This window comes from Neptuniibacter pectenicola (assembly GCF_001597735.1).
GTDB classification, from domain to species: Bacteria; Pseudomonadota; Gammaproteobacteria; order Pseudomonadales; family Balneatricaceae; genus Neptuniibacter; species Neptuniibacter pectenicola.
This window is the reverse complement of the sequence record NZ_LUTS01000003.1, coordinates 113,537-135,791: the sequence shown is the minus strand read 5'-3', so window position 1 is coordinate 135,791 and position 22,255 is coordinate 113,537. Positions and strand designations below refer to the sequence as shown.

The 22,255-nt window shown below is 46.4% G+C and carries 24 protein-coding genes and 1 tRNA gene; all 25 read right to left on the bottom strand.

What is annotated here, in order from left to right; all coding sequences use genetic code 11:
• Nucleotides 1-30: 30 nt before the first annotated feature.
• Nucleotides 31-399: a 50S ribosomal protein L14 gene (gene rplN / locus A3773_RS05240; protein ID WP_067983797.1), complete on the bottom strand. Its 369-nt coding sequence runs from the start codon at nt 397-399 to the stop codon at nt 31-33.
• Between the two features lie 74 nt (nt 400-473).
• On the bottom strand, nt 474-737 hold the full coding sequence (rpsQ, locus tag A3773_RS05235) for a 30S ribosomal protein S17 (RefSeq protein WP_067862856.1): 264 nt from the start codon (nt 735-737) through the stop codon (nt 474-476).
• A gap of 2 nt (nt 738-739) precedes the next feature.
• Nucleotides 740-931: a 50S ribosomal protein L29 gene (gene rpmC / locus A3773_RS05230; protein WP_067862863.1), complete on the bottom strand. Its 192-nt coding sequence runs from the start codon at nt 929-931 to the stop codon at nt 740-742.
• Entirely contained in the window at nt 931-1,344 is a 414-nt protein-coding gene (gene rplP, locus A3773_RS05225) for a 50S ribosomal protein L16 (protein WP_067862864.1), read from the bottom strand. The genes rpmC and rplP overlap by 1 nt, the downstream gene beginning before the upstream one ends.
• Before the next feature lie 11 nt (nt 1,345-1,355).
• Complete coding sequence (gene rpsC / locus A3773_RS05220; RefSeq protein ID WP_067983795.1) at nt 1,356-2,036, bottom strand: 30S ribosomal protein S3; 681 nt, start codon at nt 2,034-2,036, stop codon at nt 1,356-1,358.
• Between the two features lie 23 nt (nt 2,037-2,059).
• The gene (gene rplV, locus A3773_RS05215) at nt 2,060-2,392 is read right to left on the bottom strand and encodes a 50S ribosomal protein L22 (protein WP_425461972.1); all 333 of its coding nucleotides are present in this window, start codon (nt 2,390-2,392) and stop codon (nt 2,060-2,062) included.
• 8 nt (nt 2,393-2,400) lie between these two features.
• Nucleotides 2,401-2,676 (bottom strand): 30S ribosomal protein S19, encoded by a 276-nt coding sequence (gene rpsS, locus A3773_RS05210; protein WP_067862871.1) that lies wholly within the window; start codon nt 2,674-2,676, stop codon nt 2,401-2,403.
• A gap of 12 nt (nt 2,677-2,688) precedes the next feature.
• Complete coding sequence (gene rplB, locus A3773_RS05205; protein WP_067983793.1) at nt 2,689-3,516, bottom strand: 50S ribosomal protein L2; 828 nt, start codon at nt 3,514-3,516, stop codon at nt 2,689-2,691.
• 15 nt (nt 3,517-3,531) lie between these two features.
• Entirely contained in the window at nt 3,532-3,828 is a 297-nt protein-coding gene (gene rplW, locus A3773_RS05200; protein WP_067862875.1) for a 50S ribosomal protein L23, read from the bottom strand.
• A complete protein-coding gene (gene rplD / locus A3773_RS05195; RefSeq protein ID WP_067983791.1) occupies nt 3,825-4,430 on the bottom strand; it encodes a 50S ribosomal protein L4 in 606 nt (201 codons plus the stop codon). The genes rplW and rplD overlap by 4 nt, the downstream gene beginning before the upstream one ends.
• Nucleotides 4,431-4,441: 11 nt before the next feature.
• On the bottom strand, nt 4,442-5,080 hold the full coding sequence (rplC, locus tag A3773_RS05190) for a 50S ribosomal protein L3 (protein WP_067983789.1): 639 nt from the start codon (nt 5,078-5,080) through the stop codon (nt 4,442-4,444).
• Nucleotides 5,081-5,199: 119 nt separating this feature from the next.
• Nucleotides 5,200-5,511 carry a 30S ribosomal protein S10 gene (gene rpsJ, locus A3773_RS05185; RefSeq protein WP_067984205.1) on the bottom strand — a complete coding sequence of 104 codons (312 nt, stop codon included), beginning with the start codon at nt 5,509-5,511 and terminating at the stop codon, nt 5,200-5,202.
• Nucleotides 5,512-5,729: 218 nt separating this feature from the next.
• The gene (tuf, locus tag A3773_RS05180) at nt 5,730-6,953 is read right to left on the bottom strand and encodes an elongation factor Tu (RefSeq protein ID WP_067983773.1); all 1,224 of its coding nucleotides are present in this window, start codon (nt 6,951-6,953) and stop codon (nt 5,730-5,732) included.
• Nucleotides 6,954-6,992: 39 nt separating this feature from the next.
• Entirely contained in the window at nt 6,993-9,086 is a 2,094-nt protein-coding gene (gene fusA / locus A3773_RS05175) for an elongation factor G (RefSeq protein WP_067983786.1), read from the bottom strand.
• 18 nt (nt 9,087-9,104) lie between these two features.
• Entirely contained in the window at nt 9,105-9,575 is a 471-nt protein-coding gene (rpsG, locus tag A3773_RS05170) for a 30S ribosomal protein S7 (RefSeq protein WP_067983784.1), read from the bottom strand.
• Nucleotides 9,576-9,699: 124 nt separating this feature from the next.
• Nucleotides 9,700-10,074 carry a 30S ribosomal protein S12 gene (gene rpsL, locus A3773_RS05165; RefSeq protein WP_067862891.1) on the bottom strand — a complete coding sequence of 125 codons (375 nt, stop codon included), beginning with the start codon at nt 10,072-10,074 and terminating at the stop codon, nt 9,700-9,702.
• Nucleotides 10,075-10,217: 143 nt separating this feature from the next.
• On the bottom strand, nt 10,218-14,444 hold the full coding sequence (rpoC, locus tag A3773_RS05160; RefSeq protein WP_067983782.1) for a DNA-directed RNA polymerase subunit beta': 4,227 nt from the start codon (nt 14,442-14,444) through the stop codon (nt 10,218-10,220).
• 76 nt (nt 14,445-14,520) lie between these two features.
• Nucleotides 14,521-18,621 (bottom strand): DNA-directed RNA polymerase subunit beta, encoded by a 4,101-nt coding sequence (gene rpoB / locus A3773_RS05155; protein WP_067983780.1) that lies wholly within the window; start codon nt 18,619-18,621, stop codon nt 14,521-14,523.
• 168 nt (nt 18,622-18,789) lie between these two features.
• On the bottom strand, nt 18,790-19,164 hold the full coding sequence (rplL, locus tag A3773_RS05150; protein ID WP_067862899.1) for a 50S ribosomal protein L7/L12: 375 nt from the start codon (nt 19,162-19,164) through the stop codon (nt 18,790-18,792).
• 68 nt (nt 19,165-19,232) lie between these two features.
• Nucleotides 19,233-19,727, bottom strand: coding sequence for a 50S ribosomal protein L10 (gene rplJ, locus A3773_RS05145; RefSeq protein WP_067983778.1), 495 nt, complete (start codon nt 19,725-19,727; stop codon nt 19,233-19,235).
• 210 nt (nt 19,728-19,937) lie between these two features.
• On the bottom strand, nt 19,938-20,633 hold the full coding sequence (gene rplA, locus A3773_RS05140) for a 50S ribosomal protein L1 (protein WP_067983776.1): 696 nt from the start codon (nt 20,631-20,633) through the stop codon (nt 19,938-19,940).
• Nucleotides 20,633-21,067 carry a 50S ribosomal protein L11 gene (rplK, locus tag A3773_RS05135; RefSeq protein ID WP_067862909.1) on the bottom strand — a complete coding sequence of 145 codons (435 nt, stop codon included), beginning with the start codon at nt 21,065-21,067 and terminating at the stop codon, nt 20,633-20,635. The genes rplA and rplK overlap by 1 nt, the downstream gene beginning before the upstream one ends.
• 102 nt (nt 21,068-21,169) lie before the next feature.
• Nucleotides 21,170-21,703 (bottom strand): transcription termination/antitermination protein NusG, encoded by a 534-nt coding sequence (nusG, locus tag A3773_RS05130; protein ID WP_067862911.1) that lies wholly within the window; start codon nt 21,701-21,703, stop codon nt 21,170-21,172.
• Between the two features lie 14 nt (nt 21,704-21,717).
• The gene (gene secE / locus A3773_RS05125; protein WP_067983775.1) at nt 21,718-22,086 is read right to left on the bottom strand and encodes a preprotein translocase subunit SecE; all 369 of its coding nucleotides are present in this window, start codon (nt 22,084-22,086) and stop codon (nt 21,718-21,720) included.
• A gap of 60 nt (nt 22,087-22,146) precedes the next feature.
• Nucleotides 22,147-22,222 (bottom strand) — tRNA-Trp (locus A3773_RS05120).
• Nucleotides 22,223-22,255: the final 33 nt, after the last annotated feature.

Below are 22,255 nucleotides of genomic sequence, written 5' to 3'. Positions count from 1 at the left end.
ACATAAATTGAACAGTTTATTGTTCAATCTTTATAGCACTTCAGGCGCCAGGGAAATGATTTTCATGAACTTCTCATTTCGAAGTTCACGCGTCACTGGGCCAAAGATACGAGTACCGATAGGCGCGTCATTTGCGTTCAATAAAACCGCTGAGTTTGTGTCAAAGCGGATTACTGAGCCATCAGAACGACGAACACCTTTACGGGTACGTACCACTACGGCGTTAAGTACTTGGCCTTTCTTCACTTTACCGCGAGGAATCGCTTCTTTAACAGTGACTTTAATAATGTCACCTACAGAAGCATAGCGGCGGTGAGAACCACCAAGGACCTTAATACACTGTACTCGCTTAGCACCGCTGTTATCAGCGACGTCAAGCATAGATTCAGTCTGAATCATGGTCTACTCCATAAACATTTAGAGGCCGTCCGTTAAACGGACGGGCCGGCTTAATGGAGCAAAGGCGCAATAGTTTACACCTTTGCTGCACGCTCTTCAATACGAACAAGCGCCCAAGATTTATTCTTGGACAGAGGACGAGTTTCTGCAACAGTAACTAAGTCACCTTGCTTACACTCATTTTTCTCATCGTGAGCATGCAGTTTAGAAGAGCGCTTCATGAATTTTCCGTAAATCGGATGCTTCTCTTTGCGCTCAACCAGAACTGTGATGGTTTTATCCATCTTGTCGCTAACAACGCGACCAGTAACAGTTCGAGTACGTTTTTCGGCGCTCATACTTAGTTACCTGCCTTTTCGTTGAGTATTGTCTTCACACGAGCAATGTCACGACGAACCTGACCTAAAAGGTGGTTCTGTGCTAGCTGGCCAGTAGACTTCTGCATGCGCAGATTAAACTGCTCTTTTAGAAGACCTAATAACTCCTGCTGAAGCTCATCAACGGACTTTTCACGTAGTTCAATTGCTTTCATTACATCACCGTCCGCTTAACAATGGTTGTAGCAACAGGCAATTTAGCAGCAGCAAGTGTGAATGCTTCAGAAGCAAGCTGTTCAGGTACACCGCTCATTTCGAACAGAACCTTACCAGGCTTAATCTGAGCAACCCAATACTCAACTGCACCCTTACCTTTACCCATACGTACTTCAAGCGGTTTCTTAGAGATGGGTTTATCTGGGAATACACGAATCCAGATTTTACCACCACGCTTAACATGACGTGTCATGGTACGACGCGCTGCTTCGATCTGACGTGCAGTGATACGACCACGACCGGTCGCTTTCAGTGCAAACTCACCAAAACTTACAGTGCTACCGCGTTGTGCTAGGCCGCGGTTGCGACCTTTCATCATCTTGCGGAACTTAAGACGTTTAGGTTGTAGCATCGACGTCTACCTCACTTACCTTTCTTCTTGGGCGCATTCTTCTCAGCACGCACCTGTTCGATGCCACCAAGAATCTCGCCTTTGAAGATCCAGACTTTAACGCCGATCACACCGTATGTAGTGTGCGCTTCATATGTAGCGTAATCGATATCAGCACGCAATGTGTGCAATGGCACACGGCCTTCACGATACCACTCACTACGAGCAATTTCGGCACCACCTAGACGACCACCCAGCTGAATCTTAATGCCTTTGGCACCAAGACGCATTGCATTCTGCACGGCGCGCTTCATAGCACGACGGAACATAACACGACGCTCTAGCTGACTAGCAACACCTTGGGCTACCAAGCGTGCGTCTAGCTCTGGCTTACGAATTTCTTCGATATTGATATGCACCGGAACACCCATCATCTCTGATACAGTATTACGTAGCTTCTCAACATCTTCGCCTTTTTTACCAATCACAATGCCCGGACGAGCAGTATGAATAGTAATTTTTGCATTCTGTGCAGGACGCTCAATTTCGATGCGGCTCACAGATGCCTTCTCAAGCTGCTTGTCTAGGTACTCGCGTACTTCTAGATCATTTAGCAGTTTGCTTGCGTATTCGTTCTTGTCGGCATACCACACAGACGTGTGATCTTTAACAATCCCGAGACGAATACCGGTCGGATGTACTTTCTGACCCATAACGAACTCTCCTAGCTGTCAGCTCAGTCGGCCACTTTAACAGTGATGTGACAGGAGCGCTTCAAAATTCGATCAGCGCGACCTTTCGCACGCGGCTTAATACGTTTCATAGTCATTGCTTCATCAACAAAAACTGTAGAAACGCGTAGTTCGTCAATATCTGCACCGTCGTTATGCTCTGCGTTAGCAATAGCTGACTCGAGTACTTTCTTGACAAGATCCGCACCTTTTTTAGGACTAAACGCCAGGATGTTCAGAGCTTCACCTACAGATTTACCACGGATCTGGTCAACGACCAGACGTGCTTTCTGTGCGGAGATGCGGGCGCCCATATGCTTAGCGGCAACTTCCATCATCTAACTCCTTATCGCTTGGCTTTTTTGTCTGCTACGTGACCACGGTATGTACGTGTCACGGCAAACTCGCCCAGTTTATGACCAACCATGTCTTCGGTAACGAATACCGGAACATGCTGACGGCCGTTGTGTACTGCAATTGTAAGACCTACGAAATTTGGAAAAATCGTAGAACGACGAGACCAAGTTTTGATTGGACGACGCTCGTTGCTTTCAATCGCAGCTTCTACCTTTTTCAACAGGTGAAGGTCGATAAATGGACCTTTCTTCAGTGAACGTGGCACAGCTGTATCCTCTTACTTAGCGTTACGACGGCGTACAATTAACTTGTCAGTACGCTTGTTCTTACGAGTTTTATAACCCTTAGTCGGAACACCCCATGGCGACACTGGGTGACGACCACCGGAAGTACGACCTTCACCACCACCATGTGGGTGATCAACTGGGTTCATCGCAACACCACGTACGGTAGGACGAACACCACGCCAGCGCGTAGCACCAGCTTTACCAAGCTGACGCAAGGAATGCTCACTGTTGCTCACTTCACCCAAGGTAGCGCGACACTCAACAAGGACTTTACGCATTTCGCCAGAACGTAGACGAAGAGTAGCGTAAGCACCTTCACGTGCCACTAGCTGTGCAGATGTACCCGCAGAACGAGCGATCTGAGCACCTTTACCTGGCTTCAACTCTACACAATGGATTACAGAACCCACTGGTACGTTGCGAAGCGGCATAGTATTACCTGGTTTAATATCTACAGAATCGCCAGAAATAATCTTAGCGCCTGCAGAAACACCTTTTGGTGCGATGATATAACGACGCTCACCATCTGCATACACAACTAGTGCGATATGTGCAGAACGGTTCGGGTCGTATTCCAAGCGCTCAATTGTCGCTGGAATACCGTCTTTATTACGACGAAAATCAATAACACGATACTGCTGCTTGTGGCCACCGCCAATATGACGAGTAGTGATGCGACCATGGTGGTTACGACCACCACTTTTGCTCTTCTTCTCAACAAGAGCTGCATGCGGCTTGCCCTTGTGTAGCTCAGAGTTAGTCACTGTCACTACATGACGGCGTCCAGCAGAGGTCGGCTTAGTTTTAGTCACTGCCATTTTTCAAACCCTCTTTTACTCGCCACCCAAGAAATCAATCTCAGAGCCATCAGCTAGAGCAACGTATGCTTTACGCACATCGCTACGCTTGCCAAGACCACGCTGCGTGCGCTTGGTCTTACCCTTAGCATTAAGAACGTTGACGCCTTTAACTTTAACGTCAAACAATTCTTCAACTGCCGTTTTGATTTCTGGTTTAGTAGCGTCTTTTGCTACACGAAAAACAACCTGCTGAGAACCATCCGCTACAATAGTAGCCTTCTCGGAGATGTGCGGACCCAGCAGCACTTGATAAATGCGTTCCTGTTTCATGACAACTTCTCCTCGATTTTCTTCAGAGCAGCAACAGTAACAAGTACCTTATCGAAGCCAACCAGTGAAACTGGATCAACTCCTTGCGCGTCACGAACATCCACATGTGGAACGTTGCGTGCAGCTAGGAACAAATTCTGTTCTACGTCTGCAGTAACCAGCAGCGCGTTAGTCAGCTCAAGCTCATTAAGCTTAGCCACAAACTGTTTTGTTTTTGGAGATTCCACTGCGAAATCTTCAACCACAACCAGGCGATCTTGACGAACCAACTCAGAGAAGATGCAACGCATAGCAGCGCGGTACATTTTCTTGTTAACTTTCTGAGAATGGTCGCGCGGCTGAGCCGCGAAAGTTACACCACCGGCACGCCAGATTGGAGAACGACTTGTCCCCGCACGCGCACGGCCTGTACCTTTTTGACGCCATGGTTTAGCACCGCCACCAGAAACCGCAGAACGGTTTTTCTGAGCTTTAGTACCTTGACGACCGCCAGCCATATAAGCAGTAACTACTTGATGGACTAGCGTTTCGTTGAATTCTTTACCAAAAGCCAGGTCGGAAACTTCTACCGAACCGTTAGCTCCAGCTAAATTCAGATTCATTTCAAACCCCCTTAGGCGCCAGCTTTAACAGCTAGTTTAACGATTACGTCACCGCCAGTAGCGCCTGGAACAGCACCCTTGATCAATAACAGGTTACGTTCAGCATCAACACGCACAACTTCAAGGGTCTGAACAGTTACCTGAACATTACCCATCTGCCCTGCCATCTTTTTGCCTTTCCAAACACGACCAGGAGTTTGACATTGACCAATTGAACCCGGAGCACGGTGAGAAAGTGAGTTACCGTGAGTCGCATCCTGCATGGAGAAGTTCCAACGCTTAACGCCGCCTTGGAAACCTTTACCTTTGGATTGACCCGTGACATCTACTTTCTGACCAGCTTCGAAGCGCGCAACAGTCAGCTCATCGCCAACGTTGACTTCGTCGCCACCCGACAGGCGGAACTCCCATAAACCGCGTCCAGCTTCTACACCAGCTTTTGCAAAGGTACCAGCTTCTGGTTTAGTCAGGCTGTTAGCCTTCTTAGAACCAGTAGTAACCTGCACTGCTGCATAGCCGTCAGTTTCTTCTGTTTTAACAGAAGTAACACGGTTCGGTTCCACTTCGATGACGGTGACTGGCACGGATACGCCGTCTTCAGTGAAGACACGAGTCATACCCGCTTTACGTCCGATTAAACCTACAGACATTTCTTTAAAACCTCTTGCCAGTTGTGTACGGGGCTGTTACCCACTACGGCTGCCCTTTCCAGAGCATTCCACACTAATAAAGCGCTTCATTAATAAATATTAATTCTGCGCAGTTGCCTTTAGCCAAGGCTGATCTGCACTTCAACACCCGCTGCAAGATCTAGCTTCATTAGAGCATCAACTGTTTTTTCAGTTGGCTCAACGATGTCTAGAACACGCTTATGAGTACGGATTTCATATTGATCACGTGCATCTTTGTTCACGTGAGGTGAAATCAGAACTGTAAAACGTTCTTTGCGGGTAGGAAGTGGGATCGGACCACGTACTTGAGCGCCAGTTCTCTTTGCAGTATCTACGATTTCCTGCGCAGAAGAGTCGATCAAGCGATGATCAAAGGCTTTCAGACGAATACGAATTTTCTGATTCTGCATTTCGATCACACATTTCCAAAAAATTTTATTTACGGCACAATGCCGACCTCCCCCTACTATAAGGGGGACGCAAATTCTACTGATACAAAACCCTTAGGTCAATACCAGCAACCATTTATTTGCTCAATAATCAGACAGCGCCCTATTAAGACCGCCTCAAATTACTATTAAGCAAAAAAAAGCCCTCCAAGGAGGGCTTTCCCTAAATTAAAGAGATATTACTCAATAATTTTAGATACAACGCCTGCGCCTACTGTACGACCGCCTTCACGGATCGCAAAACGTAGACCTTCTTCCATCGCGATTGGGTTGATTAGGGTAACATCCATCTGAATGTTATCACCTGGCATTACCATCTCAACGCCTTCTGGAAGCTCACATGCACCTGTAATATCCGTTGTACGGAAGTAGAACTGTGGACGGTAGCCTTTAAAGAAAGGTGTATGACGGCCACCCTCTTCTTTGGATAGTACGTACACTTCGCCTTCGAAACGAGTATGCGGTGTGATAGAACCTGGAGCAGCTAGAACCTGACCACGTTCAACATCTTCACGCTTAGTACCACGTAGAAGTGCACCAATGTTCTCACCTGCACGACCTTCGTCAAGCAGCTTACGGAACATTTCAACACCTGTACAAGTCGTTGTCTGTGTTTCACGAATACCAACGATCTCAACTTCAGAACCTGTGTTGATAATACCGCGCTCTACACGACCTGTTACTACAGTACCACGACCCTGGATAGAGAATACGTCCTCGATAGGCATGATGAATGCACCGTCGATTGCACGCTCTGGCTCAGGGATGTAAGAGTCTAGTGTTTCAACTAGTTTCTTAACCGCTGTTGTGCCTAGTTCGTTTTCATCTTCGCCGTTCAATGCCATTAGCGCAGAACCCGCGATGATTGGTGTGTCATCACCTGGGAAGTCGTACTGGTCTAGAAGCTCACGTAGCTCCATTTCAACCAATTCAAGCATCTCTTCGTATTCTTCAGAATCAGCACCGCCACAATCTTCTGCAAGAAGGTCAGCTTTGTTCAAGAATACTACGATGAAAGGTACACCTACCTGACGAGATAGTAGGATGTGCTCACGTGTCTGTGGCATAGGGCCATCAGTCGCGCCACATACCAAGATAGCACCATCCATCTGCGCCGCACCTGTGATCATGTTTTTCACATAATCCGCGTGTCCTGGGCAGTCAACGTGTGCGTAATGACGCGCTGGAGAATCATACTCTACGTGTGAAGTCGCAATTGTGATACCACGCTCACGCTCTTCTGGAGCATTATCGATACCATCAAAAGCAACAGCAGCACCACCCCAAACCTCAGCGCATACGCGAGTTAGAGCAGCAGTAAGTGTAGTTTTACCGTGGTCAACGTGGCCGATTGTACCAACGTTAACATGCGGTTTTGAACGTTCAAATTGTTCTTTAGCCACGTCTATTTCCTCTATAAGCCATCATTGGCAAATAAATAATTAAGTAAAGTTAATTACAGCATCAGCGACCTTTTTGGGCGCCTCACCATATTCGTAAAACTCCATCGAGTAAGTTGCACGACCTTGTGTTGCTGAACGAAGGTCGGTTGCATAACCAAACATTTCACCCAACGGCACAAGCGCATTAACAATCTTACCCGAAGAACTATCTTCCATACCCTGAACTAGGCCACGACGACGATTAAGATCGCCCATCACGTCACCCATATAATCTTCAGGGGTTACTACTTCTACTTTCATAACAGGCTCTAGCAAGCAAGGATCGGCTTCCTGTGCAAACTTTTTCAACGCCTGAGAGGCCGCAATTTTAAACGCCATCTCGTTAGAGTCAACATCATGAAATGAACCATCATAGAGTCGAGCCTTAAGCCCCATCAAAGGATATCCAGCAATGACACCATTATGCATCTGCTCTTCAATACCTTTCTCTATTGCCGGTATAAATTCTCTTGGGATCGCGCCACCCACGATCTCATTGATAAACTCTAAACCTTCATTCTCAGAAGGGCTAAACTCAACCACTACATGACCGTATTGACCACGTCCGCCCGATTGACGAATAAACTTATGGTTCGCATCAACCGACTTACGAATCTTCTCACGGTAGGCCACTTGAGGCTTACCGATATTCGCTTCAACTTTAAACTCTCGCTTCATTCGATCCACAAGAATATCAAGATGCAACTCGCCCATACCTGAAATAATGGTCTGGCCAGTTTCTTTATCCGTCTCAACTTTAAAAGAAGGGTCTTCTTGCGCCAATTTACCTAAGGCAACACCCATCTTCTCTTGGTCAGCTTGAGACCTAGGCTCAACTGCAACCGAAATAACCGGCGCAGGAAACTCCATACGTTCGAGGATAATACGATTATCGCCGTCACATAAAGTATCGCCTGTTGTAACATCTTTCATGCCGATAAGCGCGGCGATATCACCCGCACGCACCTCTTTAATCTCTTCACGGTTGTTGGCATGCATCTGTACCATACGACCCACGCGCTCTTTTTTGCCTTTGACTGAGTTATAAACCCCGTCACCTGACTTAAGAACACCCGAATACACACGAACAAATGTCAACGTACCTACAAACGGGTCAGTGGCAATTTTAAAAGCCAAGGCCGAGAAAGGCGCATCATCGTCAGCATGACGTGCAGCAGGAGTTTCATCTTTATCATCCAATACACCCTCAATCGCTTTAACTTCGATTGGAGATGGCATGAACTCAATGACCGCATCTAACATCGCCTGAACGCCCTTATTCTTAAATGCTGAACCTGCCAACATAAGAACAATATCGTTATCAAGCGTACGTGAGCGTAAACCCTGCTTTAATTCGTCCAGAGATAAATCACCATCTTCAAGGTATTTATCCATTAATTCTTCATTTGCTTCTGCAGCAGCTTCTACTAGCTGTTCATGAAGCTTATCAGCCGTTTCTTGCATATTCGCTGGGATATCTTCCAGCTCATAGGTCATACCTTGATCTGCTTCATTCCACATGATGGCTTTCATGCGAATCAGATCGACTACACCAACAAAATCTTCTTCCGTACCGATCGGAATATTGATAGGTATAGCGTTAGCCCCAAGACGTTCCTTTAGCTGATCAACCACCATAAAGAAATCTGCACCTAGGCGATCCATCTTGTTGACGAACACCATACGTGGCACTTCATACTTATTGGCCTGACGCCAAACCGTCTCGGTTTGAGGCTGAACACCGGAAGAGGCACAAAGCACAACAACAGCACCATCCAATACGCGCAACGAACGCTCAACTTCAATCGTGAAGTCAACGTGTCCCGGCGTATCAATGATGTTAATTCGATGATCTTCGAATTGCTGGCTCATGCCCTTCCAGAAGCAAGTCGTTGCAGCAGACGTGATAGTAATACCACGCTCCTGCTCCTGCTCCATCCAGTCCATAGTTGCAGCACCGTCATGCACCTCACCAATCTTATGAGAAAGACCGGTGTAAAACAGAACACGCTCCGTAGTCGTCGTTTTACCGGCATCCACATGTGCGCAGATACCGATGTTGCGATAACGTGATATTGGAGTCTTACGAGCCACAACTTAGTCCTCAGTTTTTTAGAAGCGGTAGTGAGCGAACGCTTTGTTCGCTTCAGCCATGCGATGCACGTCTTCACGTTTCTTAACAGCCGCACCGCGACCTTCAGAAGCATCAACAAGCTCACCTGCCAAACGCAGTGCCATGGATTTCTCACCACGACCACGTGCAGAGTCAACCGCCCAACGCATAGCAAGCGCCATACGACGAGCAGGACGCACTTCTACAGGCACCTGGTAAGTTGCACCACCTACACGGCGAGATTTAACCTCAACCGATGGCTGGATCGCTTCCAGTGCTTTTTCAAAAATTTCCAATGGATCCTTGTCCGTGCGCTCTTGGATTTTATCCAATGCACCGTAAACAATTTTCTCAGCAACAGATTTCTTACCGCTAACCATTACATGGTTGATAAATTTAGCAAGAACAATGTTACCGAACTTAGGATCCGGTAGTATTTCGCGCTTTGCAGCGACGCGTCTTCTAGGCATGATAAGCCCTCAATTCATTAAAAGGTCTTCAGGTTTTCCAAGTATGTAAACTTGGCCTTACTCTTACCGTGTATCCGGTTTAGCTTCTTAGTCTTACAAGAAAGCTGCGCCGCAGGGACTACGATTAAGATTTCGGACGCTTAGCACCGTACTTAGAACGGCCTTGCTTACGCTCACTAACACCTGAGCAGTCCAGTGCACCACGTACCGTATGGTAGCGAACACCTGGAAGGTCCTTAACACGACCACCACGAATTAGAACAACACTATGCTCCTGCAGGTTGTGACCTTCACCACCAATGTAGGAAGCAACCTCGAAGCCGTTGGTCAAACGAACACGACATACTTTACGTAATGCTGAGTTCGGTTTTTTCGGAGTAGTGGTGTAAACACGGGTACATACGCCACGACGCTGAGGACAAGCCTGCAATGCGCGAACATCGCTAGGCTGAACTTTGCGTTTACGCGGTTTACGTACCAACTGGTTAATCGTTGCCATTTAAGCAAACTCCACGTTTTGATTTAACACCATAAAAATTGGATATTTTTCAATCCAACCACAAAGGGGCCGGAATTTTAATAAATTCCGGCCCCAACAGTCAAACACTGAGTACTATTTATTCAATAAAAATGAAAAAATAGTTATTCAGCGTCTGGCATTGACGCATTTAGCGCTTCAGTTAGTGCTTGTTGCACCTCTTCTGCGCTCACAGTCGTACTTTCACCTTCAGCAGGCTGAGCACGTTTGCGTTTGCGTTCTTCGTGGTAAGCCAAACCTGAACCCGCTGGGATCAGACGACCTACTACGACGTTTTCTTTCAGGCCGCGCAAGAAGTCTTGCTTGCCTGTTACTGCACCCTCAGTCAATACACGCGTTGTTTCCTGGAAGGACGCGGCAGAGATGAAGGATTCAGTAGCCAGTGATGCTTTAGTAATACCTAGCAACACACGGTCATACTTAGCAGGAATCTTACCTGCTGCTTCAAGCTCTTCGTTCTCAGCCAATACCGCTTGGTATTCAACCTGATCACCTGTAATAAAGCTTGAGTCACCTGAGGAGACGATTTCAACTTTACGCAACATCTGACGAACAATAACTTCGATGTGCTTATCGTTGATACCTACACCCTGCAGACGGTATACATCTTGAATCTCGCTGGTGATGTATTTAGCCAGCTCTTCAACACCCAGAATACGCAAGATGTCATGTGGATTAGATGGGCCATCAGAGATAACCTCACCTTTATTCACTTGCTCACCCTCGAAGACGTTCAAATTACGCCATTTCTGGATCATTGTTTCGTGTGGCTCAGCATCGCTTGGCGAGATAACTAAACGCTTTTTGCCTTTAGTTTCTTTACCGAAGCCGATGATACCTGATACTTCAGCTAAGATAGAGGATTCTTTTGGCTTACGTGCTTCAAATAAGTCAGCAACACGTGGTAGACCACCGGTGATATCCTTGTTCACAGAACCTTCCTGCGGGATACGAGCCAGTACATCACCTACCTGAACCTCAGAACCATTGCTTAAGTTCATGATCGCTTTCGCGGGTAATAGATACTGCGCAGCAGAATCTGTACCCGGGTGCATTACATCATTACCTTTAGCATCCAATAACTTGATCATTGGGCGGATATCTTTACCTGCCGCTGGGCGATCTTTGTTATCCAGTACCTCTGTTGTAGACAAACCGGTTAATTCATCAGTCTGACTCTTAACAGTAATACCGTCATCCATACCTGATAGCTCAACACGACCAGCTACTTCAGAGACAATTGGGTGAGTATGTGGATCCCAGTTAGCAACGATATCGCCTGCTTCAACTTTGCTGCCATCTTTAACTTTGATAACAGAACCGTATGGAAGCTTGTAACGCTCACGCTCACGACCGTGCTCATCAGTCACACCTAGTTCACCAGAACGTGATGTTGCAACTAAAGCGCCATCTGGACGTTCAACAAACTTAAGGTCATGTAGACGAATTTCACCGCCGTTCTTAACTTGGATGCTATCGACTGCTGCAGCTCGAGATGCCGCACCACCGATATGGAACGTACGCATGGTAAGCTGTGTACCCGGCTCACCAATGGATTGTGCCGCAATAACACCAACCGCTTCACCTGGATTAACCAAGTGACCACGACCAAGGTCACGACCATAACAGCTGGCACAGATACCGTGACGTGTACGACACGAGATCGCACTACGTACGATAATCTCATCAATAGATGAATAGATATCTTCATTCTCTAAACGATGCTTCCACGCTTCATCAATCAACGTGCCCGCTTCGATAAGAACATCCTTACCCGCTGGATCAAGTACATCTTTAGCAACAACACGACCCAACACACGATCAGCCAGCGCAACAACAACGTCGCCGCCTTCGATCAGAGGAATCATAGAAACACCTTCCTCTGTGCCACAATCAGCTTCTGTGATGACCACATCCTGAGCAACGTCAACCAAACGACGTGTCAAGTAACCCGAGTTTGCTGTTTTCAGTGCTGTATCCGCTAGACCTTTACGCGCACCATGGGTTGAGATGAAGTACTGAAGTACGTTCAAACCTTCACGGAAGTTCGCAGTGATCGGCGTTTCGATGATGGAGCCATCTGGCTTAGCCATCAAACCACGCATACCTGCTAGCTGACGAATCTGAGCTGCACTACCACGGGCACCGGAGTCGGCCATCATATAAACAGAGTTAAATGACTCTTGCTCTGACTCTTCGCCATCTTTAGTAATAACAGGCTCAGTCTTCAAGTTATCCATCATCTTCTTAGCCAACAATTCGTTAGCACGAGACCAGATATCGATAACTTTGTTGTATTTCTCGCCCTGCGTTACCAAACCATCAGCGAACTGACGTTCAATATCAACAACTTCTGCTTCCGCTTCTTCGATAATAAGCGCTTTTTCTGCAGGGATTTCGAAATCGTTTACACCGATTGATACGCCAGACATGGTTGCTTGACGGAAGCCCATGTACATCAATTGGTCAGCAAAGATAACCGTATCTTTTAGACCACAGCGACGATACGCTTCGTTCAATAGGCGCGATATTGCTTTCTTCTTCATTGGCTGGTTAACCAGCTCATACGGAAGGCCGTCTGGAACGATGGCAAATAATAACGCTCGACCAGCGGTTGTCTCTTTTATTTCAGTGATAACTTCAACGTTACCTTCGATATCACGGATCGTTTCCGTAATACGGACTTTAATGCCCGCTTGAAGGTCAAGTTCACCTGCGCCTTGAGCACGCGCGATCTCATCAATATCAGCGAAAACCATGCCTTCGCCTTTCGCATTAACACGTTCACGAGTCATGTAGTACAGACCCAATACAACGTCCTGCGATGGTACAATAATCGGCTCGCCGTTAGCTGGAGATAACACGTTATTGGTAGACATCATTAAAGCACGTGCTTCTAGTTGTGCTTCAATTGTTAACGGTACGTGTACCGCCATCTGGTCACCATCGAAGTCGGCGTTGTAAGCCGCACATACTAATGGATGCAGCTGTATCGCTTTACCTTCGATCAGTACAGGTTCAAACGCCTGAATACCCAAACGGTGAAGTGTTGGTGCACGGTTAAGCAGTACTGGATGCTCACGGATAACTTCATCCAAGATATCCCATACCAAAGCTTCTTCGCGCTCAACCATCTTCTTAGCAGCTTTGATCGTTGTTGCATGACCACGAAGCTCTAATTTAGAGAAGATGAAAGGCTTAAATAGCTCAAGTGCCATCTTCTTAGGAAGACCACACTGATGCAAACGCAGGTATGGACCTACCACGATTACAGAACGGCCAGAGTAATCGACACGTTTACCCAATAGGTTCTGACGGAAACGACCCTGCTTACCTTTGATCATATCAGCCAAAGATTTAAGAGGACGTTTGTTAGAACCGGTAATAGCACGACCGCGACGACCGTTATCAAGTAACGCATCAACAGATTCTTGCAACATACGTTTTTCGTTACGCACGATGATATCTGGAGCATTCAGATCTAATAGACGCTTAAGACGGTTGTTACGGTTGATAACACGACGGTATAGATCGTTTAGATCGGACGTTGCAAAACGGCCACCATCTAGTGGTACCAATGGACGAAGATCTGGCGGAAGAACCGGCAGTACTTCAAGAATCATCCACTCAGGTTTGTTACCTGATTTGTAAAACGCTTCTAACAATTTAAGACGCTTAGACAGCTTCTTAATTTTTGTTTCAGAGCTTGTCTGCGGCAACTCTTCGCGTAGACGTTCAACTTCTTCTTTCAGTTCGATTGAAGAAAGTAATTCACGTACCGCCTCAGCACCCATACGGGCATCAAAGTCATCGCCAAACTCTTCAAGTGCTTCAAAATATTGCTCATCGTTCAACATCTGGCCACGCTCAAGCGTAGTCATACCTGGATCGATAACAACGAAAGACTCGAAGTATAGAACACGTTCAATATCACGTAGCGTCATATCAAGCATCAGGCCGATACGGGACGGAAGTGATTTAAGGAACCAAATGTGGGCAACAGGAGAAGCTAATTCGATGTGTGCCATACGCTCACGACGAACTTTAGCCAGTGTAACTTCTACGCCACACTTCTCACAGATAACACCACGGTGCTTCATGCGCTTGTACTTGCCGCATAAGCATTCGTAATCTTTTACTGGACCAAAAATTTTGGCACAGAACAAACCTTCGCGCTCAGGCTTGAAGGTACGGTAGTTAATGGTTTCCGGCTTTTTAACTTCACCATAAGACCATGAACGGATCATCTCAGGGGAAGCCAGAGTGATCTTGATCGAGTCAAACTCTTCAGATTGACCCTGTGTTTTAAGCAGATTCAGCAGATCTTTCATTCTTTCAAGCTCCTAACGGAGTTCTTGCTTAAGGCCGCTCTAATGAGCGACCCCCGCCTGGTGTACAGTTTTGTGCTTATTCGGATTCGAGCTCGATGTCGATACCCAGAGAGCGAATCTCTTTAATAAGTACGTTGAAGGACTCCGGCATACCCGGCTCCATACGATGATCGCCATCCACAATGTTTTTATACATTTTGGTACGACCATTCACGTCATCGGACTTAACTGTGAGCATCTCTTGAAGCGTATATGCAGCACCATAAGCTTCCAGTGCCCACACCTCCATCTCACCGAATCGCTGACCACCGAACTGAGCTTTACCACCCAGCGGCTGCTGAGTAACAAGGCTATAGGAGCCAGTTGAACGCGCATGCATCTTATCATCAACCAAATGGTTCAATTTCAGCATATACATGTAACCAACGGTTACAGGGCGATCAAACTGATTACCTGTACGGCCATCAAACAATGTTGTCTGACCTGTATCACTTAAGCCCGCTAAACGTAGCAACGACTTAAGCTCAACCTCTTTAGCGCCATCAAATGCAGGCGTTGCCAGTGGAACACCACCGCAAAGGTTTTTAGCCAGTTCAAGGATCTCTTCATCCGTAAAGCTATCTAGATCTTCAGTACGGCTGTTAATGCCCGCACCTAAATCAGCGTTATAGATCTTATGTAAGAACTCACGAATCTCTTTAACCGTTTCAGCACGCTCACGCTCTTGATCTAGCATCTCATTGATGCGACGACCCAGACCTTTAGCAGCCATACCCATATGCGTCTCTAGTACCTGACCAACGTTCATACGTGACGGTACACCTAGCGGGTTCAGTACGATATCGACTGGCTCGCCGTTTTCATCATAAGGCATATCTTCAACAGGCATGATTACAGAGATTACACCCTTGTTACCATGACGCCCTGCCATCTTGTCACCTGGCTGTACGCGGCGCTTAGTTGCCACATAAACCTTAACAATTTTCAGGACACCCGGCGCAAGATCATCGCCTGTCTGTAGCTTGTTCTTTTTGTCTTCAAAGCGCTTGTCTAGCGACTCTTTACGCTCTTCTAACTGCTTCTCAGCCAATTCAATCTGTTCAGCTGCAGCTTCATCTGAAACGCGGATATTGAACCAATCTGATTTCGACAAGCCCGCTAAGAATTCAGCCGTAATCTCTTCACCCTTCTGAAGGCCTGCGCCACCGTCAGCTTTCAACCCAATAAGCACTTTACCTAAACGCTCAAAGGTTGCTTGCTCAACAATACGTAGCTCTTCATAAAGGTCTTTACGGATGGCATCTAGCTCAGATTTTTCAATCGCTAGTGCACGCTCATCCTTTTGAACGCCATCACGTGTAAATACTTGTACGTCGATAACTTTACCAACCGTACCCGTCTTAACACGTAGAGATGTATCTTTAACATCGGACGCTTTCTCACCGAAGATCGCTCTTAGTAGCTTCTCTTCTGGTGTCAGCTGGCTTTCACCTTTCGGCGTTACTTTACCAACAAGAATATCACCTGGGCCTACTTCAGCACCGATATGAACGATACCCGCTTCATCAAGCTTAGCCAGCGCAGATTCACCTACGTTAGGGATATCCGATGTAATCTCTTCAGAACCCAACTTAGTGTCACGAGCAACACAGGTAAGTTCTTGAATATGGATCGTTGTAAAACGATCTTCCTGAACAACACGTTCAGAGATGAGGATGGAATCCTCGAAGTTATAACCATTCCAAGGCATAAATGCGATGCGCATGTTCTGACCTAACGCCAGCTCACCCATATCTACAGATGGACCATCAGCCATAACATCGCCAATAGCAACCTGATCACCAGGGCTCACGATAGAACGCTGATTGATACATGTATTTTGGTTTGAGCGGGTATATTTGGTCAGGTTGTAGATATCTACACCTGCATCACCAGCGGTCACTTCATCATCATTAACACGCACCACAATACGGCTCGCATCAACAGACTCAATAACACCACCACGACGCGCAACAACACAAACACCAGAGTCCTGTGCAACGTTACGTTCAATACCTGTACCTACAAGCGGCTTATCCGCACGTAGCGTTGGTACTGCCTGACGTTGCATGTTCGAACCCATCAAGGCACGGTTAGCATCATCGTGTTCAAGGAACGGAATCAATGAAGCCGCCACAGATACAACCTGACGTGGTGACACGTCCATGTACTGTACTTTTTCTGGCTGCATAACCGTTGTTTCGTTCAAGTGACGAACAGTAACCAACTCATCAAGTAAGCGACCCTCTTCATCCATAGTTGCGGATGCCTGTGCGATAACGAAGGTGTTCTCTTCAATCGCAGATAGGTAATCCAGCTCATCGGTTACTTTACTGTCAATAACACGACGGTACGGTGTTTCAAGGAAACCGTAATCATTGGTACGCGCAAACGTTGCCAAAGAGTTGATCAAACCGATGTTTGGACCCTCTGGTGTTTCGATCGGACATACACGACCATAATGTGTCGGATGTACGTCACGTACTTCAAAGCCAGCACGCTCACGTGTTAGACCACCTGGACCTAATGCAGAAACACGGCGCTTATGGGTAACTTCAGACAACGGGTTGTTCTGATCCATAAACTGCGATAACTGAGAAGAACCAAAGAACTCTTTAATCGCTGCAGCCACAGGCTTAGCATTAATTAGATCTTGTGGCATTAGGTTATCGGATTCAGCCATGCTTAAACGTTCACGAACGGCACGTTCTACACGAACAAGACCAACACGGAACTGGTTCTCTGCCATCTCACCGACAGAACGAATACGGCGATTACCTAGATGATCGATATCATCTACCGTGCCTTTACCATTACGGATATCGATTAAGGTTTTCATCACCTCAAGGATATCTTCTTTATCTAAGACACCAGAACCTTCAACCTCATCACGACCGAGACGACGGTTGAACTTCATACGACCTACAGCAGATAGATCATAACGATCTTCGCTGAAGAATAAGTTTTCAAATAACGCTTCAGCCGATTCTTTTGTTGGCGGCTCACCAGGACGCATCATACGGTAGATTTCTACCAGAGCTTCTAACTGGTTACGTGTCGGATCATTACGTAGCGTATCAGAAACAAACGGACCACAATCCAGTTCGTTGGTGTATAACGTTTCAAAGGTAGTGATATTAGCAGCGCGCAGTTGCTCAACCAATTCCTCTGTAATCTCAGCATTACTACCACAGATCAACTCACCGGTTGTAGGATCAACAACATCGCGTGCAATCGCTTTACCTACAAGATACTCCATAGGTACTTCAAGCTGTTCCATGCCCACTTTCGCCATCTGACGAATGTGACGTGGCGTAATACGGCGGCCGGCTTCAACAACAACATTGCCTTTCGCATCTTTTACTTCAAAAGAAAGCGTCTCACCACGTAGACGGTCGGCAATCAAATGCATTTTGATTGTTTCGCTGTCTAGTGACCACGTCGTATTTTCGAAGAAAATATCAAGGATTTCTTCAGTCTGGTAGCCTAACGCACGCAACAAAATAGTTGCTGGTAATTTACGGCGACGGTCAATACGAACAAATAAGCTATCTTTTGGATCAAATTCAAAATCTAACCATGAACCACGGTAAGGAATAATACGCGCAGAATAAAGCAGCTTCCCAGAAGAGTGAGTCTTACCTTTATCATGATCAAAGAATACACCCGGTGAACGGTGAAGCTGTGAAACGATTACTCGCTCAGTCCCGTTTACAACAAATGTACCGTTATCTGTCATCAAAGGCATTTCGCCCATGTAGACTTCTTGCTCTTTAATATCTTTTACAGCTTTATTGCTGGATTCGCGATCATAAATAACCAAGCGAACTTTAACGCGCAGTGGAGCTGCATACGTAATACCGCGTATTTGACACTCTTTAACGTCAAATACAGGCTCACCCAGACGGTAGCCCACATATTCTAGAGATGCATTTCCAGAATAGGACACGATTGGGAAGACAGAGTTAAATGCTGCATGCAGACCAGCATCCAAACGATCCGCTGCTTCAACTCCTGTCTGCAAAAACTTTTTATAGGAGTCGAGCTGTATTGCTAGCAAGTAAGGCACATCCATTACTTGCGGTAATTTACCGAAGTCCTTACGGATGCGTTTCTTTTCAGTGTATGAATAAGCCATCAGTGTTCCCCAGCAAGTGCACCAAATTATAAGCAGACCGAAACCCGTTTCGGACTGTGTTACCGCTATTTATTTGCTGTCTATAAATAACGGAAAAAGGCCGGTGGCATTTTGCCACCAGCCATCAGCACCTCGAACAGAAAACTGCTCGAATTAGCATTGAAGTAATTACTTAACTTCAACAGAAGCGCCAGCTTCTTCCAGTGCTTTCTGAAGTTCTTCAGCTTCTTCTTTGCTAACGCCTTCTTTAACAGCAGCAGGAGCGCCATCAACGATGCCTTTAGCTTCTTTCAAGCCAAGACCTGTAGCAGCACGAACTGCTTTGATTACGTTAACTTTCTTATCGCCAACAGCAGTTAGGATAACATCAAATTCAGTTTTCTCTTCAGCAGCGCCAGCGTCACCGCCTGCAGCACCACCCGCAACAACAGCAGCAGCTGCAGTTACACCGAATTTTTCTTCCATTGCTTCGATAAGAACAACAACATCTTTAACAGACATTTCAGCAATTGCGTTTAGGATATCTTCGTTAGTCAGAGACATTTTCTAATTCCTGATATTTGTAAGCCCATAGGCCCATTAAAACTTGTATGAAAAGGAGACGTATAAACTTACGCTGCCTGTTCTTCTTTCTGGTCGCGAACAGCTGCAATAGTGCGGACAAGTTTGCCAGCAGCAGCTTCTTTCATGCACATCATCAACTTAGCAATAGCTTCGTCATATGTAGGCAAGCTTGCCAACATTGCGATATCTACTACTTCACCTTCAAATGCAGCCGCTTTCAGTTCAAAGTTATCATTGCCTTTAGCAAAGTTCTGCAGAATACGAGCGCCAGCGCCCGGATGCTCTGTAGAAAAAGCAAGAATACTTGGACCTTTAAACGTGTCCTGCAAGCATGCGTAATCAGTGCCTTCAACTGCGCGTCTAGCAAGCGTGTTACGTACGACTTTAAGCCATACGCCATTTTCACGCGCTTCTTTACGCAATGCAGTCATATCGCCCACTTCAACGCCGCGGGAATCCGCAACAACAGCAGACAAAGCATTGTTAGCAGCTTCTTGGACTTCAGCGACGATCGCTTTTTTATCTTCGAGTCCTAATGCCACGATTTACTCCTGGAGTAGTCTTTCGACTTGTTACCAACCCCCCAAATAATGGGGATTCCGAGTACGGTGGTTTGATTCAAATTCAGAATCTCACCGTCTGCGCAGGCTGGTTAGCCCATTAAGATAAAGTTACCTTCATCACCTGCGGTCTTTGACGGCCTTCGTCTCTGCATTACAGCCACAGAAGACCCTCAAAAAACCTTTCATTGATTAAACTTCTAAAGAAGTCTGATCAACAAGTAAGCCTGGACCCATTGTAGTGGACAGGACTACTTTCTTAAGATATACACCTTTTGCAGCAGAAGGTTTCAGCTTCTTCAAATCTGCAATCAATGCTTCAACGTTTTGCTTGATAGAAGCGGCTTCAAAATCAGCCTTACCAACGCCAGCATGGATGATACCGTTTTTATCAGTACGGAAACGAACTTGACCTGCTTTAGCATTTTTAACTGCTGTCGCAACATCAGGTGTTACTGTGCCAACTTTCGGGTTAGGCATTAGGCCACGAGGACCAAGAACCTGTCCAAGCTGACCAACAACACGCATCGCATCAGGTGTCGCAATAACAACACCAAAATCAAGATCGCCGCCTTTAATTCTTTCAGCAAGATCTTCAAAACCAACAACATCTGCACCGGCTTCTTTTGCTTTCTCAGCATTTTCACCTTGAGCAAATACTGCAACGCGAACATCATTACCTGTACCATTTGGCAATACAGTTGAGCCACGAACAACCTGATCAGATTTACGTGGATCAACGCCTAGGTTTACAGCGATATCAACCGTTTCTTTGAACTTTACAGTAGATAGTTCAGACAATAGAGAAACAGCGTCTTCGATAGAGTACGCTTTACCCGCTTCTACTTTCTCAGCGATTAGCTTTTGACGTTTAGTTAGCTTAGCCATTACTCATCCACCTCTGTAAGTAGACCCATGCTACGCGCTGTACCAGCAATAGTACGGCAAGCCGCATCCATATCTGCAGCTGTAAGGTCTGGCATTTTAACAGTAGCGATCTCTTCCAACTGAGCGCGAGTAACAGAACCCACTTTTTCAGTGTTCGGACGACCAGAACCACTCTTAAGACCGGCAGCCTTCAGCAACAATACTGCTGCAGGAGGTGTTTTAGTAATAAACGTAAAGCTACGATCAGCATAAACAGTAATTACAACAGGAACAGGCAAACCGCTTTCCATGCCCTGCGTCTGAGCATTAAACGCTTTACAGAATTCCATGATGTTAACACCATGCTGACCCAATGCAGGACCTACTGGAGGTGACGGGTTCGCGCCACCGGCAGGAACTTGCAGCTTAATATAAGCTTCAATTTTCTTAGCCATTTTTCAATGTACTCCTAGTGGGTCCAAACGCCTTACGGCTCCCCATTTTCACAAGACAGAAAAACCCCAGCTCTCGCTGAGGTTATTCCTTCATACGTTTTATCAGGCCTTTTCTACCTGACCAAAATCCAATTCAACCGGCGTAGAACGACCAAAGATCAATACCGCAACGTGCAGCTTGTTCTTCTCGTAATTAATCTCTTCTACAACACCGTTAAAGTCAGCAAATGGGCCATCAGTAACACGCACCATTTCACCGGGCTCAAACACAGTCTTAGGACGCGGTTTATCAACACCACTCTCCACTCGACTTAAAATCTCGTTCGCTTCAGCCTCAGTAATCGGCGCAGGCTTACCCGCTGTACCACCGATAAAGCCTAGAACATGAGGTGTATTTTTCACCAAATGCCAGCTTTCGTCGTTCATATCCATATTTACCAATACATAACCCGGATAGAACTTACGCTCAGACTTACGCTTTTTACCGTCACGAATCTCAACAACTTCTTCAGTGGGAACCAAGATCTCACCAAAAAGGTCCTGCATACTATGCAGCTCAACTCGTTCCTTTAGCGTATTCATCACACGCTTCTCGTACCCGGAGTACGCATGTACCACATACCAACGCATAGACATGCTTATATAGCCTCTTAACCTATCGCCCCAGATACAAGCCAACTCAGTAGAGAGTCTAGCCCCCATAGCATCAAACCAACAACCAACACGACCACAACGACAATCGCTGTTGTTTGTAACGTCTCTTGACGTGTCGGCCATACTACTTTACGAATTTCTTGCTTCGCCTCTTTAAACAAAGAGAAGAACGCCTTACCTTTAGCTGTTTGCAGAGAGACAAAACCTGCAACCATAGCCAAAACCAGCAATGCTATTACACGGTAGAACAAAGACTGATCAGCAAAAATGGAGTTACCCACAACACCGGCAGCGACAACCGCTACAACAACCACCCACTTAAGGGCATCAAACTTTGAACCTTCGGGATTCACTTTCGCATTCACGCTTAGGGCCTCAGGATTACTAAAATCGCTTCGCTTACAAGATACCAACTCTGAATGAGTTGGCAGGCCAGGAGGGACTCGAACCCCCAACCTGCGGTTTTGGAGACCGCTGCTCTGCCAATTGAGCCACTGGCCTATCGTATAATAGGGAGGCGTATTGTATAGTCCT

What these genes read in the sequence shown, in the direction of transcription:
- rpoB (WP_067983780.1), bottom strand. Translation starts at nt 18,621, where the DNA reads ATGGCTTATTCATACACTGAAAAGAAACGCATCCGTAAGGACTTCGGT.
- rplB (WP_067983793.1), bottom strand. Translation starts at nt 3,516, where the DNA reads ATGGCAGTGACTAAAACTAAGCCGACCTCTGCTGGACGCCGTCATGTA.
- rplN (WP_067983797.1), bottom strand. Translation starts at nt 399, where the DNA reads ATGATTCAGACTGAATCTATGCTTGACGTCGCTGATAACAGCGGTGCT.
- rpsJ (WP_067984205.1), bottom strand. Translation starts at nt 5,511, where the DNA reads ATGCAGAATCAGAAAATTCGTATTCGTCTGAAAGCCTTTGATCATCGC.
- rplW (WP_067862875.1), bottom strand. Translation starts at nt 3,828, where the DNA reads ATGAAACAGGAACGCATTTATCAAGTGCTGCTGGGTCCGCACATCTCC.
- rpsL (WP_067862891.1), bottom strand. Translation starts at nt 10,074, where the DNA reads ATGGCAACGATTAACCAGTTGGTACGTAAACCGCGTAAACGCAAAGTT.
- nusG (WP_067862911.1), bottom strand. Translation starts at nt 21,703, where the DNA reads ATGTCTATGCGTTGGTATGTGGTACATGCGTACTCCGGGTACGAGAAG.
- rplV (WP_425461972.1), bottom strand. Translation starts at nt 2,392, where the DNA reads ATGATGGAAGTTGCCGCTAAGCATATGGGCGCCCGCATCTCCGCACAG.
- rplA (WP_067983776.1), bottom strand. Translation starts at nt 20,633, where the DNA reads ATGGCTAAGCTAACTAAACGTCAAAAGCTAATCGCTGAGAAAGTAGAA.
- rplK (WP_067862909.1), bottom strand. Translation starts at nt 21,067, where the DNA reads ATGGCTAAGAAAATTGAAGCTTATATTAAGCTGCAAGTTCCTGCCGGT.
- rplP (WP_067862864.1), bottom strand. Translation starts at nt 1,344, where the DNA reads ATGCTACAACCTAAACGTCTTAAGTTCCGCAAGATGATGAAAGGTCGC.
- rpsG (WP_067983784.1), bottom strand. Translation starts at nt 9,575, where the DNA reads ATGCCTAGAAGACGCGTCGCTGCAAAGCGCGAAATACTACCGGATCCT.
- rpoC (WP_067983782.1), bottom strand. Translation starts at nt 14,444, where the DNA reads ATGAAAGATCTGCTGAATCTGCTTAAAACACAGGGTCAATCTGAAGAG.
- rpmC (WP_067862863.1), bottom strand. Translation starts at nt 931, where the DNA reads ATGAAAGCAATTGAACTACGTGAAAAGTCCGTTGATGAGCTTCAGCAG.
- rplC (WP_067983789.1), bottom strand. Translation starts at nt 5,080, where the DNA reads ATGTCTGTAGGTTTAATCGGACGTAAAGCGGGTATGACTCGTGTCTTC.
- rplD (WP_067983791.1), bottom strand. Translation starts at nt 4,430, where the DNA reads ATGAATCTGAATTTAGCTGGAGCTAACGGTTCGGTAGAAGTTTCCGAC.
- rpsQ (WP_067862856.1), bottom strand. Translation starts at nt 737, where the DNA reads ATGAGCGCCGAAAAACGTACTCGAACTGTTACTGGTCGCGTTGTTAGC.
- rplL (WP_067862899.1), bottom strand. Translation starts at nt 19,164, where the DNA reads ATGTCTCTGACTAACGAAGATATCCTAAACGCAATTGCTGAAATGTCT.
- rpsC (WP_067983795.1), bottom strand. Translation starts at nt 2,036, where the DNA reads ATGGGTCAGAAAGTACATCCGACCGGTATTCGTCTCGGGATTGTTAAA.